This window comes from Peribacillus sp. YIM B13482, from assembly GCF_042787975.1.
GTDB lineage: Bacteria > Bacillota > Bacilli > Bacillales > DSM-1321 > Peribacillus > Peribacillus simplex_A.
In genome coordinates this window covers 1-14,185 of the sequence record NZ_JBHZPF010000018.1, presented here as the reverse complement: position 1 = coordinate 14,185, position 14,185 = coordinate 1, and the positions used below count along the sequence as shown (strand labels likewise).

Genomic DNA, 14,185 nt, shown 5'->3' with positions numbered 1-14,185 from the left:
GGGAATATCATATGACAGTGAAAATTAAAGCGTATTCTGATTTTATATGTCCATTTTGTTTTTTGGGCAAAGGTCCTTTAGACGAAATCGTGAAGGAAAAAGATGTAGAAGTGGAGTGGATGCCATTTGAACTGCGTCCTAGTCCATATTCGAAAATTGATCCATGGAAAGAACCTGATAAGTTGAGTTCATGGGATTCCTATATTCTTCCTGTTGCGAAAAAACTAGGGATTGATATGCGTCTACCCCGTGTTTCTCCGCACCCATATACACATTTGGCGTTCGAAGGGTGCCAGTTTGCAAAGGAGCACGGAAAAGGTAATGAGTTCCATGACAGAGTTTTTACAGCATTTTTTCAAGAGGAACAAAATATTGAAGATATTGAAGTATTGACAAAATTAGCAGGTGAAGTTGATCTTTCCGAGGGGGCTTTTAGAGAAGCGTTAGTGTCACGGAAGTATCGTGAAGTGCATCAAGAAGCACTAAAACATGCCTATGAAGAAGCGGATATTAGGGCTGTTCCAACGTTCATCATTGGTGATGAAGTGATCCAAGGACTCGCTAGCAAAGAAAGGTTAGCGCAAGTCATAGAGAAGGAAGAAGCAAAAAATAAACTGAATGAATTTGATGGCTTGCAATGCGATAGTAAGGGGAATTGCTAATAACGTTCTGAGCTATTAAATAAATATCAATCTATCCTATTAAATTAAACATAATTTGGAGGAATCAAAATGTCAGCAACTACAACAAATTTAAAAGAAGCAATCATCAATCGCCGTTCGATCCGTAAGGTGAAAAAGAATGAAAATATTACGAAAGAAAGAATTAATGAAGTTTTAAAAACCGCTTTACATGCACCAACTTCATTTAATATGCAAAGTGGACGAGTGGTGGTAGTGATGAATGACGAACATGAAAAGTTTTGGGATATCGTAAAAGAAACACTTCGTTCGCGCGTTCCAGAAGAGAGCTTTGCGGCAACTGTCGAACGATTACAAGGATTTCGTGATGGAGTGGGCACAATCCTATTCTTTGAAAATCAAGAAACGATAAAGCAAATGCAAGAAAAAGCACCATCATATAAAGAACAGTTTCCATATTGGTCCCATCAAGGAAGTGCTATGTTGCAGTATGCAATATGGATGACTTTATCAGCGGAAGGCATTGGGTCATCAATACAACACTATAATCCGATCATTGATGAAGAAGTGAAGAAAACTTGGGATATTCCAGGGGAATGGTCATTGATAGCTCAAATGCCATTTGGTGAGCCCAATGAACAACCAGGAGAAAAGACGTTCCTGCCATTTGAAGATATTGTGAAATTTTATTAATACAAAGATTTAAGATATTCATAAAGAAAAGCAGTTCAAGCTAGTACATGTTTGGGATAGTAGACTTACAAAAAGCCTGTTTACTCTTAATGAGTAAAAACGGGCTTTTTTTTTGAAGCATGAATATTAAAGTTCCAGGCGCATTACAGATATAGGGAAGGCCTTACCTTTTTATGGAAATATCCGTTCCTGATGATCATCCTTCATATAATTAACAGAGGTATATAATTGACTCTGAGAATCGTTTTCAACTATAGTGAATTAGGTAATAACAATGTGGATTTGGTGTATTTGATCGAGTATTGAAAATGCACCAGGAAAGTCCTACATACGAACAATTAAGGAAATGTGAAGACTTTGAGAGCATGCCCTTATATGGGGAAGCAATAGGTAGAAGAGGAGATTCTTCATGTGGGATGCTAGGCAACCCCAAATACCAAAAGTCAGCATTTTTGTTAAGGAGGGTCCTTGATGATTACCCAATTAAGTACAAAGGGAGAAACAAAAAAAGAGGAACTTATACAAGAACTTCTGAAATTCGGGATTTTTAAAAAATATAATAAACAACTATACGAGCTTCCGATTGTTGTCCTGCAAAAGGAATTCAATCACTTGAGAGGTGAATTAAAAAATGTCTAGGAGAAAGAAATCTTATGATGAACTGCTAAAAGAAAACCGCGAACTTCTGCTGCATGACAAAATTGAAGTGGAACGCATCTATACAAAAATTGATCAAAAAGCCATCAATGAAAAAAAGGGAAGTAAGCAAGTACAATCATGACTAGGTAAAAAGTAATCATTTCAAGTTGATCTCGCTGAATAGAATTATGTTTCGAAAGCATCGTCATCACCTCAAGTTTTAATACTCCTATTTTAAAACAAAAAAGATTGTAGGCAAAAGTGTTCCATCTAAAAGGCAAGACAAAGTTGATTGGAGCGGGTGTTCGAGACTCCTGCGGGAAAAGCGCGTCTAGGGGAGACCTCGCAGGCGAAAGCCGAGGAGGCTCCCCGACCGCCCGCGGAAAGCGAGTGCCTGGAGTGGAAATCAACGTCCAAATTGTACAAGCCATAAAAATTGACAAACTCGATTTTCATCGAGTTTGTCTACAGTCTGAATAATTTCCTTTAGGGGATTATTTTGGTTTTATTCAAGAATCGGGGTTTCCATCATATGCTGACTTTTTGAAATGCACACCGTGGATATTATTTACCATTTTTTATAATTAAAGTAATAAAACGTTAATTGAATGACCTCTTACGTTATAATGAATGGGCTCCAAAGGAAAGAAAGTCAGATTCTGCAGGAATGTATATTTGAATGGAGGTTATATGACGTTGAAGAAAAAATTATTGGTCATTTTTCCAGCCGTTGCATTGATGATGGCCCCTCTAGGAACGGGAACTTCAATTACCCACGCAGCATCAAAAGACAATCAAACCGAGAAAATCGAAACGAAAGCGGAAACGCGCCCGACCCTCCGGAAAGGCTCCCGTTCTAGTTATGTAAGAGATCTACAGCAAAGCCTTAAAGATGTTAAATATATTGTAGGCGTTGATGGGATTTTTGGTACCCAAACACAAAATGTCGTAAGAGAGTTTCAGGTGGATCATAATTTGGCCTCGGATGGTATCGTTGGCCCGTTGACATGGGCAGCTTTAGACGAAAATAAAGTAGAAAGAAAACAGTTTACAGAGAAAGACGCGATCGCGTTAGGTAAAAAAAAGCTGGGTAACAATATCGTTTTCAGCGGTGATGGCAGGTTGCTGAAAGATGGCAAAAGAAAATCATATTACAAATATAAAGCAGCAAATAAAGATTGGATGGATCAAGGCGGCTCAGGAACGATTGGGTGGTTCCACATTTATAAAGATGGCCGTGTAGTGGAAGAATAAAGGGATATTCATGCAAAAAATTCTCCCACTTTAAGTGGGAGAATTTTTATGCATCTATATTTTGCTATAAATAACAAGTAAATACAGATATAATAAGAAATGAACAGCAATTTGGTATAGTGGGCAGCGGTCACTCCTTTTCAGAAAGGGGGTGTCGCTGGTGATTTCTATTATGGACGGACTGATGCTAATGATTTCATTCGCCTCTTTAATCGTCGCAGTAATCGCGGTTACATTAAAAAAGTAACCCCCTCCATACCATCCGGCCAGATGTATGTAGGAAAAGGGTTACTTTCATGATTGAGTAGCTACTGACTTACCACAGAAAGCCGCTGCTCTTTATGCAGTTTGCTGTTCATTAAGACGCTGGTTTAACCAGTGTCTTTTTTTTATATATGTTAGTTATCTTTATTATATCCTCATTTTACCTATACATTCAACTAAAAAACATGGAAAGAGCATAACGAAGATTCAATGATGGAGAATTCATTTCTTGATGTTCTATCAAGATGATGATTTATACAAATAAGCTGACACTACATTTCCGAGCGATGGAATCATAAAAAAACCCCTAAAGCTTATGGATCCAAGCAAATCCACTTTGGGGCCATGTATAATCAGTTTAGATTTTCGTTAAATTCCTGTCAGTTTCCAGTTTGAATAATTTCATTCCTTTATAAGATATAATCGAAGGAATTAAACAAAGTAATGCCATCGGTACACAATAAAGAAGATAGAAATGCCCTCCGTTTCCCAGTAAGGGAATATAGGCTAAAGCAGTAAAAAGTAGGACGGAAAAAATGATCGTGAAAATCCCGAAAGACTGATGATAGAACGCATGAATTTCCCTTCTTCGTTCTTCATGATTGGGTAAATTCTTTACGGATTTGTGCGTTCGGAGGAACAGGTACAAGGAGAATATTAGAAATAAAGCGGAAAATGGTAAGGCAATAGCAAATAATGAAACGTCAAGAATGGAAAGATAAAAGCTGGATAAAAAGAATACCTCTGACACACCTAAGGCAAAACAGTAATTGAAGATGCTTATTCCATCAGGTTGTTTAAGCATAAAATCCCTCCTTCTATATAATAGTATGCAGCTGCTAACATGTTCACCACTTTGTCACATTTAAAAGGAAAATAAATGCTCCAAGTTCCACCCAGGATCATCCTTTCAGTTTTAAGATAGGTAAAATGGTCACTCTAGGAAATGAAATAAGCCCTCTGGCTAACAAGCCAGAGGGCTTATTCTTTGGAGGATTTATTTAAGCTTGAAGATGTTGAATAGAGTCCGTGCTTATTACGAATAGTAATAAAATATCGGGTAAAGGGGGAGAGTGCCATGATTGCACAAACGATGATCAAAGGATTTCTGCTCGTTCTTCTATTATATTTCCTGTATGTAGTGGTGACGGCAGTGGTCCTTTTCTACTTCCTCAAGGAAAAAGAAGAAGATAGGCCGATTAAACATATAAGTGCATATTTGGGAGAGAAGGATTCCACCGTGGATCGTGTCCTGCTTCTCGAAGATGGTTATGAATCGGGACTCGCCCGCATGCGAATGATCCAGGAAGCACAGCACTCAATCGATATTGCCTACTACGCTTTTGGAAAAGGAAAATCATGTGAACTTATTCTTGGAGCCTTGTTCGAAGCTGCTGACCGCGGTGTTAAGGTTAGAATCCTTCTGGATGGAATTTCTCATGGACTTAGAGGTCAATTAAGCGGTGTCCGTTATGCACTGGCATCGCATGAAAACATTGAATTAAGGTACTACGAAACCTTTAAGCCATTTAAGCCCTGGACCTGGCATAACCGCCTCCATGACAAGATGATCACTACAGATGGAAAGTTAGGCATCATCGGAGGCAGGAATATCGCCGATAAGTATTTAGCAAAAAACGCGCCCAAGAATTATGTCTATGACCGGGATGTACTCATTTTCAATGCTGAACAGGAGAAAGATAGTGTAATCGTTGAAATGAAGGCTTATATACATGAATTATGGACTCATCCGTATACAAGCAAAGTCTTTGCGGATCTTTCGAAAAGGCAAAAGGCACAAGGAAAACGCGTCAGAGATACATTATTAAATCAATACAGCAAAGCTATGCAAACTAATGCCGATTTCGTTAATCCGGCCATCGATTGGAGTAAGTCTACAACACCTACAAAAAAAGTGTCCTTCATTTATAATCCAATCGAACGTTTCAATAAACACCCTTTTGTGTGGAGATCTCTAGTGGATATTGCTGCGAACGCCAATAAATCGGTATTTATCCAGAGTCCCTATATTGTTCCTACGGGTCCCATGAAGGAATATGTACCAAAGAATATGAATTCAAAAGCTGATTGGACCATACTTACCAACTCGGTGACATCAACCCCGAATGTGATCGCTTTTTCCGGTTACTTAGCACTTAGGGATAGTATCGTCGAGACAGGGGCAAAGCTATATGAATATTCAAAGCTTTATTCATTGCATGGTAAATCGGCTGTATATGATCAGCGATTAAGTGCAGTCGGTTCCTTCAATCTGGATTCGCGATCTGCCTTTTTAAATACAGAATCGATGGTGATAATTGATAGTGAAAATTTTGCAACGCAATTGATAGGGGCCATCGAGTCAAAAATCTCGGGTAGTACACTCGTCGCGGAAAATAAAAGATATATAGAACTACCTGAAGATCAGAAAAAGGAAAAATCTTTCTTTAAAGCGACCTTTTTAAATGCCCTTTCGAAAATAACGGTATATTGGAAGAGGTTCATTTGAATGATGACCAAAAGACAGCAATCTCAGCGATTGTTGTCTTTTTACGGAGGAAATCCGTTTAAAATGGATCATTGACTAATTAACAAATGTGCAATTTGCTATAATTGAGGAAAGCTAAACAATCTTGGAGATATCATCCATTATCCGAAGGAGAACGAAACATGCAAACCTTACAGCATCTATCGAAACATATCGTCTACCTGCCTCCAGTCCAGGAAACGGATCGGCCGGTACTTGCTGCCGTTTCCGGAACCAAGAAAACGCTCATCATCGATGCCGGTAACTCCGTCCAGCATGCACAGCTCTTTAAGGACGAATTGCTACGGAATGATCTAAACGGGAATTTCCTTGTACTTACCCATTCCCACTGGGACCATGTATTCGGACTGGAGAATATCGGGATTCCGGTCATTTGTCATGAAAAAACATACAACAATATTAAAGATATGCAGCAGCTTTCATGGGAAGATCAGGCCCTTGATCAACGGGTCGAAGAAGGGACGGAGATACCCTTTTGCGCCGATGCAATTAAATTGGAACATGGGACAAATAGAAATATTTCCCTGCCCCTGCCCGATATTATCTTTGAAAAAGAGGTGACAATCGATCTCGGCAATGTAACATGTGTAATCGAACATGTTGGCGGCGATCATGCCAAAGACTCCTGCATCATATATGTTCCAGAGGAAAAAACATTATTTCTGGGAGACTGCTTTTATGCCAATCTTTATGCCGAAAAATGGAATTATACGGCTGAAAAGGCCTCGCTGCTCGTTAAGAAAATTGAAGCCTATGATGCCGATACATATATACTCTCCCATCATGATCTGCCCTGCACGAGACTGGAAATGGAGGCGGAGCTTAAACTAATGAAGGAATGTGCCAGAACCGTCGTCGACCATCGGGGAAATCGAGCATTAATGGAGCAGGAATTGGCTAAAGGGTTAAAACGGGATTTAACTGAAGATGAGCTCGAAACGATTGGATTTTTTGTAAATGGATATGTTGAGTGACCAATGAAATGAAAAGCCAATTGAAGTGTACACAAAAAGTTCCGCGGGTAGGGTATGGGTTCGGTGTTCAACTGGGCTCATACCCTTTAATTTGACCTTATTCCTATGTGGAATAAACAGTCCTCAATAAGCTCATTTTACAAAAAAGAGATAATAGTTGTTATGAGTAATAGTATGATAAGAACTGATAGGAACCCTGATATAATCTCCCCTGCTTTTGCTCCTCTATTATCGGGATGAATATGACCAATAATAAAAGAAGGGATGAAAAATATAGCTGAATAGATCATTGTATAATGAATGCCTGTTTCTCCATTTGACCATGCGCTCAGTCCGATATTATTTAGAATACTATCTCCAATACAAAATTTATTTCCAAATCGAAAGGTAAATAATATTCCGATTAAACATAGGGCGAAAGAAAGTGAACCCACTCCGAGCTCTTTTGTTTTCTTAACCTCAATAGTTTTCATGTGTATCTCCTTGCTTACAGGAATATCTTGAATTTAAAAACACCAAATTATGGTTTTTGTAATTGCACCATAACTTAAAGCTACAATACCTATATCTTCACCAGAATCAAGAGCCAGCCTTTTTCTACTTTATAAAATAAGGCTCTTTTCGTAAAGATTGTTGTTTTTAAAACGAAACTATTTAAGGTTGATTGGAGCGGAAGTGCGAGACCCCACAGGCGTTTACGCCGAGGAGGCTCACCGCCCGCCCCGCGGAAAGCGAGCATCTGGAGGGGAAATCAACCACAACTCACTACCTGGTAAATAGCAACAAAGTATGTGAAAACAGCCTAAAATAAAAACCGCACCTCCAACAGTTAGATGGTGTCTAACATTTAGGGTGCAGTTCATTGTGGGGGCTTAATAGATTAATTATGAGCTTTTTCCAGAGCTAGCTTTATCCCAAAACCAACCAATACCGTCCCTGTTATTCCCTCGAAAATCGCCTGAGTTCTCGGCTTTTTCATAAAGGCACTAATCTGGTTCAATAGATAGATATAAAATACAAACCACATTGCAGTTAAAACGGTATACGTTATGCCCATGATCAGGAAGGGCATAAACGTATCCTTGCCTGGATCCACGAACTGAGGCAGAAACGTTAAGAAGAAAACGGCCACTTTAGGGTTCAGCAGATTGGTAAGGAACCCTTGCTTAAAGCAAGACTGGTTTTCATACTTACCTTTGACGGACGTTTCTGTCGCTGCAGCCACTTGCCTATTCCTTAATCCCCATAAAGTCTTGAAGCCTAGATATACCAAGTAAACGGCACCGACATATTTGAAGATGGAAAATAATAAAGCCGATTTCACAATGATTGCCGATAGTCCAAATACGGCAGCTGATGTATGAATAAAAAGCGCACAGCACGTACCGAACATCGTTTTAAAACCTCCCGCCGTCCCCGCGGTAACGGTATTCCTTGTGGTTATCGCCGTATCCGGACCAGGTAAAATGATGAGAAGAATGCACATGATCATGAACAAATAAAAGTTTTCCATATTCGGACCTCCATTCTGAACGGTGAATTCTGAAAATTATAACATAAATGAACTTGGTTTAGGGAGATAAATTAGAAAGTCATGATTATCTCAATAAAGGGGGAGAAGGGAGATCGGCTTGACTAATGAGTACGGTGTTTAATGAAACAAAAAAACAAGCCAGATCATTTTTTGATCTGGCTTGTTTTTTGGTAAACTTTGTTAGGGCAATTTTTTCAATACAGCACGCACCGGACTTCCATCTGCTTCAACTAATGGAAGCGGGAGGGCTGCCAATTCATAATTCCCTTGCCCTATATCGTCTAATACAAGCCCTTCCAAAATATGAATTCCATGACCGGCAAGCTCATGATGGGCAGACAGTTCTTTACTATCCAATGGATCTACGGATGGCAAATCAAGACCAATAAGACGAACGCCGAGTTCTGAAAGATATGCTGCTAATTCTGGTTGGATATGTGGAATAGTTTGTGGAAACACACATCTATCCTTCCAAGCGTCAGTCCGAATTAACAGTCGCGTCACGCCTTGTAGACCCAGATTGGATAATTCATTGACACCGATGCTTGTCTTGTTTGGCAAATGGATGACTTGGGCATTTCCCATATATAAATCGAGATCCAGTTCAATCACTCTTTTTCCATCGTTATCAAAATGAAAAGGTGCATCAATATGGGTACCAGTGTGGATACTCATATTGATTTGTCCTACATTGACAGATCCACTCTCTTCTTTACTCCAATTGACTTTGTATGAGAAAGGGGTATCTCCAGGCCAGACTGCAACGTTTTCATCCAGACGTTGTGAAATATCAATCCATGTTCCCATGCATTTACCTCCATCTCTTATAGCTTCGTTCTTAGGCTCCATAGTTCTGGGAAAAAGTGTTGGTCTAGAGCTCTTTTTAAATACGTTACACCTGATGATCCGCCAGTACCTTGTTTATTACCAATAATTCTTTCCACTGTGGTCATATGATTAAAACGCCATAATTGCTGTTGATGGCCGATGTCCACTAACTTCTCGCCCAGCTCATATAAGTCCCAATATTGTTCGACATCGCGGTAAACTGTCAGCCACGCCTCTTCTACACTTGTATTTGGTTCGTATTTTTGTGACCAATCCCTGCTGATGGCTTCTTGATCAATGGGTAATCCACGCGCTACAAGGGCATTAATCGCCGCATCATAAATACTTGGCTCATGAAGGGCCTGCTGCATTTGCTCGAATAGATCTTTCTGATGTTGATAGACTGATAGTGTATGGACATTTTTGTTTCCTAGCGCAAATTCAATCAAACGATTCTGATAAGATTGGAATCCGGAAGATTGCCCCAGTTTATCCCTGAACTCCATGTATTCAGCCGGTGTCAAGGTTGAAAGGACACTCCATGACTGGATCAATTGCTGCTGGATCCTCGAAACGCGCGACAGCATTTTAAACGAGGGTTCCAACTTGTTTTGGCGTATACACTGAGTAGCTGCTGTCAGCTCATGTAAAATGAGCTTCATCCATAACTCACTCGCTTGATGGATGATGATAAAAAGCATTTCATCATGATGATCGGAACATCTATGTTGACTAGTTAATATTTTATCAAGGTGGAGATAATCTCCGTAAGACATCGATTTTTGAAAATCGGTTTGAATTTCTTTCTCTAGACCAGCTATTGTTTGTTCATTGTTATCCATATTCTTCATTCCGCAATCCCCTCACTTTTCATATTTCAAAAAAACTATTTATTCCGTCATTCTATTCTAGCTTCTTTTCCAGAGATTCTTCCATTACATTATGGTTAATATTCCTTCTTTTTGAAACAAAATAAGCAACAGTTAAAAATAGTAACCAAGGTATCCCGAATTGAAGCATGATTTTGAAATCTGTAAACCATGTCGTAATCATTAAGCTAAATAGAAGAACGGCTCCTAGTATCGTTAAATAGGGAAAACCCATCATCCTTACCGGTAACTTGCGTCCGCCTGTTTTCTCCCATTTCACCCTGAAAAACAAATGAGAAATGAAGATCATAAGCCATGTGAACATAGCACCGAACATGGAAATCCCCATCATGAAGGCATAGGAAGAACCAGGAAGTAACGAATGTACGCCTGCAGCAATGAAAATCCCAGTGGTAGAGACAGCAAGTGCTTTTGCAGGAACACCCCTTTTGTTTAGCTTTCCTAAAAAGCCAGGTGCATTTTTCCCGCGCGCTAATGAAAACATCATACGTGTCGAAGCATAGAGCTGAGCATTCATGGCAGATAAAGCAGCCGTTAAAATAATAAAGTTCATAATCCCGGATGCACCTGGAATGTTCAGGATTTCCATTACTTTTACGAATGGACTTTCCTCGATTCCAGCTGTTTTCCACGGAACGATCATCAACATGATCCCAATTGTCAACACATAGAAAGTCGATAAACGGAAGACCGTCGCTTTTAATGCTTTTGGAACAGCTGCATCCGGATCTTTTGCTTCTCCTGATGTAACCGCTATCATTTCAGTTCCAAGAAAGCTGAATAAAGAAATAAATACGGCTACCCACATTCCCCACCCGCCGAATGGGAAAAAACCGCCTTCATTTACAAAGTTCTCAGGTCCTATATGTGGCCGTTCGGATGAACCGAATAGTATATAGGATCCAAGAAGGATAAAACCAACAATGGCACTTATTTTAATAAAGGAGAACCAATACTCGAATGTAGCGAATGTATTCACGCTAGTAGCATTTACATAAATCAGGATACCTGCAAACAATAAAATCCATACGATTCCCGGCACGGTCGGAAACCAATACTTCATATAAACGCTGACTGCACTTACCTCAACCCCAACAGCCAAAACATTGGCAATCCAATAAGAATAGCGGACAAGATAGCCTGCCATTGGAGTCATGTACTTTTCAGCAATGGCCCCAAAAGATCCGGAAGTGGGATGGGCAACCGTCATTTCGGCTAAACAGCCCATCAATAGTAAGACAATGAACGCCCCGAGTGCATAGCTGAGCAATACACTTGGCCCTGCCGCTTGAATGGCAAGCCCGCTGCCAAGGAATAGTCCCGTCCCGATGGCACAGCCCATCGCGATCATGGAAAGCTGGTTTGTTTCCAGATTACGTTTTAATCCTTTCTCAGGATCATCTTTAAGATTCAATTGAGTATGTTTATTCTCCATAGTTCATCCCCTTTTATCCCAAAAGACTTTATCTTACCCGGGCAGTTAGTTCACACCTCTTTAAGCGTAGACTGACCGCCCATATTAACATTAACCGACTAACAAATTCGAGGGAAGCGGGTATTAGCGTTATGCAACCACTTCTCGTTCATTCTTGAATTTTTCATATTGTTTTTCCGACATGATTTTCTTGAGTATTTGTACCACTTCCCAAACTTCTGCGTAGGAAGTATATAGTGCAACTGGTGCAAGACGAATGATGTTTGGTGCTCGGAAATCCGGAATGACACCGTTTTCTTTCAATGCCTTACAAATCCGTGCAGCTTCTTTATGCTCAAGGCTTACATGACCCCCGCGGCGTATGTCTTCTCTAGGGGTTCCAATGAAAAATCCCATTTCTTCCAGCTCGTGTTCAATTAAGTCTATTAAATATTGATTAATTTTAAGGGATTTTTCCCGGATATTCTCAATGCCAGCTTCGATAAAAATTTCTAAAGACCCAATTAATGGTGCACAACTTAATACATGTGGCGTTCCAATTTGATACGCGCCTGCTGATTCAGCTGGTGTTAATGTATGCTCCATATCGAATTGTTTATCTTTTTTGGACCCGAACCATCCAGCCAATCCAGGCATCGTTCCAAAATGTTTTCGATTTACATATAGGCCGCCAACACCGCCAGGACCGCCATTTAAATGTTTATAATTGCACCAATACGCAAAGTCCACATCCCATTCGCTGAATGAATGCGGGATGGCACCGATGGAATGACAGCCGTCAAATCCGATTACTATTCCTCTTTTATGAGCTTCATCAGTTAATCGTTTCATATCCAATATTTGACCGCTGCGATATAGGACCGTTGGCAAGATGATCAAAGCAATGTCATCGGTCATTGCTTCGATAATGTCATCCTCTTCAAGGAATCTTCCATCGCGGCTTTTCACGCGGATGAGATCGGTTTCCGGATTGTATCCATGTGTACGCAGCTGACTTTGAAGAGCATAAATATCAGTCGGAAAGGTTAGTTCATCCGCTAAAATTTTTGTGCGTTTCCCTTCCGGCTTATAAAAAGTAGCTACAAGTTGATGCAGGTTAACAGTTGTGGATCCGGTTACAATAACTTCCTCAGGAGAAGCTCCCACTAATTGGGCAATCTTGGCGCCCAATTCCTCTGCCATGAAAAACCAGGGGTGATTCCCTTGTGTCCATCCATCAATCCCATGTTCCTTCCAATCTTCCAAAGATTCCAAAAGAGTGCGTTCAGCTCTTTTAGAAAGAAGCCCCAATGAGTTGCCATCCATATAGATGGAATTCGGCTTTAAATAAAATTCTTCTCGAAAACCTTTAAGGGAATCTTTCTCATCCATTTGTTTTGCGTAATCCAACGTGTATTTTGAATTCATAATCATCCTCCTATATCAGTTTGATCCTAGGAGAATCGTACCAAAGAATATGACACAGTGTCAATAACATAATTCAGAAGATTGAAAATATTAAAATCATCAAAAAAACATTTTCCAGCAAATGTTTTTTATTTTTAAAGTAATCCTTTATGCTAGAAGATAAGGGGAGGAATCGGGATGGATAATGGTAATGTAGGGGATAAACGACATTTGCGCTCAATCATGACACGTCAAAAGTTATTAGAAGCGGCAAAGGAGGTATTTCTTCAAGAAGGTTTTCAAGCTGCAGTTATTTCCCAAATGATCAAAAAGGCAAACGTGGGGTACGGAACTGCCTATGTTCATTTTAAAGGGAAAGAGGATCTTTTAATTGTATTAATGGAGAATGTCATGGAGCAATTTTATGAAATTGCGGAGACCTCTTTCTTTCCAAAATCGAAGGACGAAGCAAAACATATCATAAATAAACAAGCTAATGCCTTTTTGAAAATGGCAGAGGCTGAACGCAATATGATGCAAGTTTTCGAACAGGCCATTGGGATTTCAACTGTCATCTCAGATAAATGGAAGGCGATCCGCATGAAGTTCATTCAGCGAATTTCAAAGGACGTCGCATATGCACAGCAAAATGGGCTGGCAAGGGCTGAACTAAACCATGAGCTTGTGGCAAGAGGATGGTTTTTCACAAATGAAATGTATCTTTGGGAAATTGTCCGAAACGAACATCAAAGTTCTGTCGACGAGATTGCTCAAACCATCACGTCAGTTTACGTCGAAGGTTTGTATTTGTAATTATATTTGGCAGTTCAAACAATCTTCCGGTTTTACTACAATCGGAAGATTTAATTTTATATTAAAGGCTCGCCCGCTGCACACCCCCTATCGGAAAACTTCATCTTCCCACCACTTTTAAGCCGTCCGAACTCACGAGTAAACTAGCTGAATTCACGAGTAAAACACCAAAACTCACGAGTAAACTAGCTGAATTCACGAGTAAAACGCCAAAACTCACGAGTAAACTAGCTGAATTCACGAGTAAAACGCCAAAACTCACGAGTAAACTAGCTGAATTCACGAG

Annotated in this window: 16 protein-coding genes; 8 read left to right on the top strand and 8 right to left on the bottom strand. The window is 39.9% G+C overall.

What is annotated here, in order from left to right; all coding sequences use genetic code 11:
* The first annotated feature begins 11 nt into the window (after positions 1-11).
* The 5 genes from ACFX4L_RS11005 to ACFX4L_RS10985 all read left to right on the top strand — a co-directional run bounded on the left by ACFX4L_RS11005 (position 12) and on the right by ACFX4L_RS10985 (position 3,227).
* Entirely contained in the window at positions 12-662 is a 651-nt protein-coding gene (locus ACFX4L_RS11005) for a DsbA family oxidoreductase (RefSeq protein WP_284469868.1), read from the top strand.
* Positions 663-731: 69 nt separating this feature from the next.
* Positions 732-1,334, top strand: a complete 603-nt coding sequence (locus tag ACFX4L_RS11000; RefSeq protein ID WP_377384698.1) for a nitroreductase family protein — start codon at positions 732-734, stop codon at positions 1,332-1,334.
* Between the two features lie 471 nt (positions 1,335-1,805).
* A complete protein-coding gene (locus ACFX4L_RS10995) occupies positions 1,806-1,973 on the top strand; it encodes a Fur-regulated basic protein FbpA (protein ID WP_377384700.1) in 168 nt (55 codons plus the stop codon).
* Positions 1,966-2,115, top strand: a complete 150-nt coding sequence (locus ACFX4L_RS10990) for an FbpB family small basic protein (RefSeq protein ID WP_377384702.1) — start codon at positions 1,966-1,968, stop codon at positions 2,113-2,115. Before ACFX4L_RS10995 ends, ACFX4L_RS10990 begins: the two co-directional genes overlap by 8 nt.
* A gap of 548 nt (positions 2,116-2,663) precedes the next feature.
* The gene (locus tag ACFX4L_RS10985) at positions 2,664-3,227 is read left to right on the top strand and encodes a peptidoglycan-binding domain-containing protein (RefSeq protein WP_375166207.1); all 564 of its coding nucleotides are present in this window, start codon (positions 2,664-2,666) and stop codon (positions 3,225-3,227) included.
* A gap of 622 nt (positions 3,228-3,849) precedes the next feature.
* Here the strand turns inward: ACFX4L_RS10985 and ACFX4L_RS10980 are convergent.
* Entirely contained in the window at positions 3,850-4,296 is a 447-nt protein-coding gene (locus tag ACFX4L_RS10980; RefSeq protein WP_377384704.1) for a hypothetical protein, read from the bottom strand.
* Positions 4,297-4,569: 273 nt separating this feature from the next.
* On the opposite strand from ACFX4L_RS10980, the gene ACFX4L_RS10975 reads away from it, so the two are divergent.
* Complete coding sequence (locus tag ACFX4L_RS10975) at positions 4,570-6,000, top strand: phospholipase D-like domain-containing protein (RefSeq protein ID WP_377384706.1); 1,431 nt, start codon at positions 4,570-4,572, stop codon at positions 5,998-6,000.
* A gap of 161 nt (positions 6,001-6,161) precedes the next feature.
* Positions 6,162-7,013: an MBL fold metallo-hydrolase gene (locus ACFX4L_RS10970; RefSeq protein ID WP_377405115.1), complete on the top strand. Its 852-nt coding sequence runs from the start codon at positions 6,162-6,164 to the stop codon at positions 7,011-7,013.
* A gap of 137 nt (positions 7,014-7,150) precedes the next feature.
* Here ACFX4L_RS10970 and ACFX4L_RS10965 read toward each other — a convergent pair whose 3' ends face one another.
* The 6 genes from ACFX4L_RS10965 to kynU form a co-directional block, all read right to left on the bottom strand.
* Positions 7,151-7,486, bottom strand: a complete 336-nt coding sequence (locus ACFX4L_RS10965; protein WP_377384710.1) for a hypothetical protein — start codon at positions 7,484-7,486, stop codon at positions 7,151-7,153.
* Positions 7,487-7,893: 407 nt separating this feature from the next.
* The gene (locus ACFX4L_RS10960) at positions 7,894-8,526 is read right to left on the bottom strand and encodes a LysE family translocator (RefSeq protein ID WP_377405112.1); all 633 of its coding nucleotides are present in this window, start codon (positions 8,524-8,526) and stop codon (positions 7,894-7,896) included.
* Positions 8,527-8,727: 201 nt separating this feature from the next.
* Positions 8,728-9,354: an arylformamidase gene (kynB, locus tag ACFX4L_RS10955; protein ID WP_377405110.1), complete on the bottom strand. Its 627-nt coding sequence runs from the start codon at positions 9,352-9,354 to the stop codon at positions 8,728-8,730.
* A gap of 17 nt (positions 9,355-9,371) precedes the next feature.
* Entirely contained in the window at positions 9,372-10,217 is an 846-nt protein-coding gene (gene kynA, locus ACFX4L_RS10950) for a tryptophan 2,3-dioxygenase (RefSeq protein ID WP_377405174.1), read from the bottom strand.
* 61 nt (positions 10,218-10,278) lie between these two features.
* Positions 10,279-11,700 carry an amino acid permease gene (locus ACFX4L_RS10945; RefSeq protein ID WP_284469881.1) on the bottom strand — a complete coding sequence of 474 codons (1,422 nt, stop codon included), beginning with the start codon at positions 11,698-11,700 and terminating at the stop codon, positions 10,279-10,281.
* 129 nt (positions 11,701-11,829) lie between these two features.
* Positions 11,830-13,107: a kynureninase gene (gene kynU, locus ACFX4L_RS10940; RefSeq protein WP_375166208.1), complete on the bottom strand. Its 1,278-nt coding sequence runs from the start codon at positions 13,105-13,107 to the stop codon at positions 11,830-11,832.
* A 177-nt stretch (positions 13,108-13,284) separates the two neighbouring features.
* On the opposite strand from kynU, the gene ACFX4L_RS10935 reads away from it, so the two are divergent.
* On the top strand, positions 13,285-13,899 hold the full coding sequence (locus ACFX4L_RS10935; RefSeq protein ID WP_089363830.1) for a TetR/AcrR family transcriptional regulator: 615 nt from the start codon (positions 13,285-13,287) through the stop codon (positions 13,897-13,899).
* A gap of 100 nt (positions 13,900-13,999) precedes the next feature.
* Here the strand turns inward: ACFX4L_RS10935 and ACFX4L_RS10930 are convergent.
* Positions 14,000-14,185, bottom strand: a 186-nt coding sequence (locus tag ACFX4L_RS10930) for a hypothetical protein (protein WP_377405107.1), incomplete at its 5' end; no start/stop codon positions are given.

What these genes read in the sequence shown, in the direction of transcription:
- ACFX4L_RS10985 (WP_375166207.1), top strand. Translation starts at nt 2,664, where the DNA reads ATGACGTTGAAGAAAAAATTATTGGTCATTTTTCCAGCCGTTGCATTG.
- ACFX4L_RS10975 (WP_377384706.1), top strand. Translation starts at nt 4,570, where the DNA reads ATGATTGCACAAACGATGATCAAAGGATTTCTGCTCGTTCTTCTATTA.
- kynU (WP_375166208.1), bottom strand. Translation starts at nt 13,107, where the DNA reads ATGAATTCAAAATACACGTTGGATTACGCAAAACAAATGGATGAGAAA.
- ACFX4L_RS10970 (WP_377405115.1), top strand. Translation starts at nt 6,162, where the DNA reads ATGCAAACCTTACAGCATCTATCGAAACATATCGTCTACCTGCCTCCA.
- kynB (WP_377405110.1), bottom strand. Translation starts at nt 9,354, where the DNA reads ATGGGAACATGGATTGATATTTCACAACGTCTGGATGAAAACGTTGCA.
- ACFX4L_RS10960 (WP_377405112.1), bottom strand. Translation starts at nt 8,526, where the DNA reads ATGGAAAACTTTTATTTGTTCATGATCATGTGCATTCTTCTCATCATT.
- ACFX4L_RS10995 (WP_377384700.1), top strand. Translation starts at nt 1,806, where the DNA reads ATGATTACCCAATTAAGTACAAAGGGAGAAACAAAAAAAGAGGAACTT.
- ACFX4L_RS10980 (WP_377384704.1), bottom strand. Translation starts at nt 4,296, where the DNA reads ATGCTTAAACAACCTGATGGAATAAGCATCTTCAATTACTGTTTTGCC.
- ACFX4L_RS10945 (WP_284469881.1), bottom strand. Translation starts at nt 11,700, where the DNA reads ATGGAGAATAAACATACTCAATTGAATCTTAAAGATGATCCTGAGAAA.
- ACFX4L_RS11005 (WP_284469868.1), top strand. Translation starts at nt 12, where the DNA reads ATGACAGTGAAAATTAAAGCGTATTCTGATTTTATATGTCCATTTTGT.
- ACFX4L_RS10935 (WP_089363830.1), top strand. Translation starts at nt 13,285, where the DNA reads ATGGATAATGGTAATGTAGGGGATAAACGACATTTGCGCTCAATCATG.
- kynA (WP_377405174.1), bottom strand. Translation starts at nt 10,217, where the DNA reads ATGGATAACAATGAACAAACAATAGCTGGTCTAGAGAAAGAAATTCAA.
- ACFX4L_RS10965 (WP_377384710.1), bottom strand. Translation starts at nt 7,486, where the DNA reads ATGAAAACTATTGAGGTTAAGAAAACAAAAGAGCTCGGAGTGGGTTCA.
- ACFX4L_RS10990 (WP_377384702.1), top strand. Translation starts at nt 1,966, where the DNA reads ATGTCTAGGAGAAAGAAATCTTATGATGAACTGCTAAAAGAAAACCGC.
- ACFX4L_RS11000 (WP_377384698.1), top strand. Translation starts at nt 732, where the DNA reads ATGTCAGCAACTACAACAAATTTAAAAGAAGCAATCATCAATCGCCGT.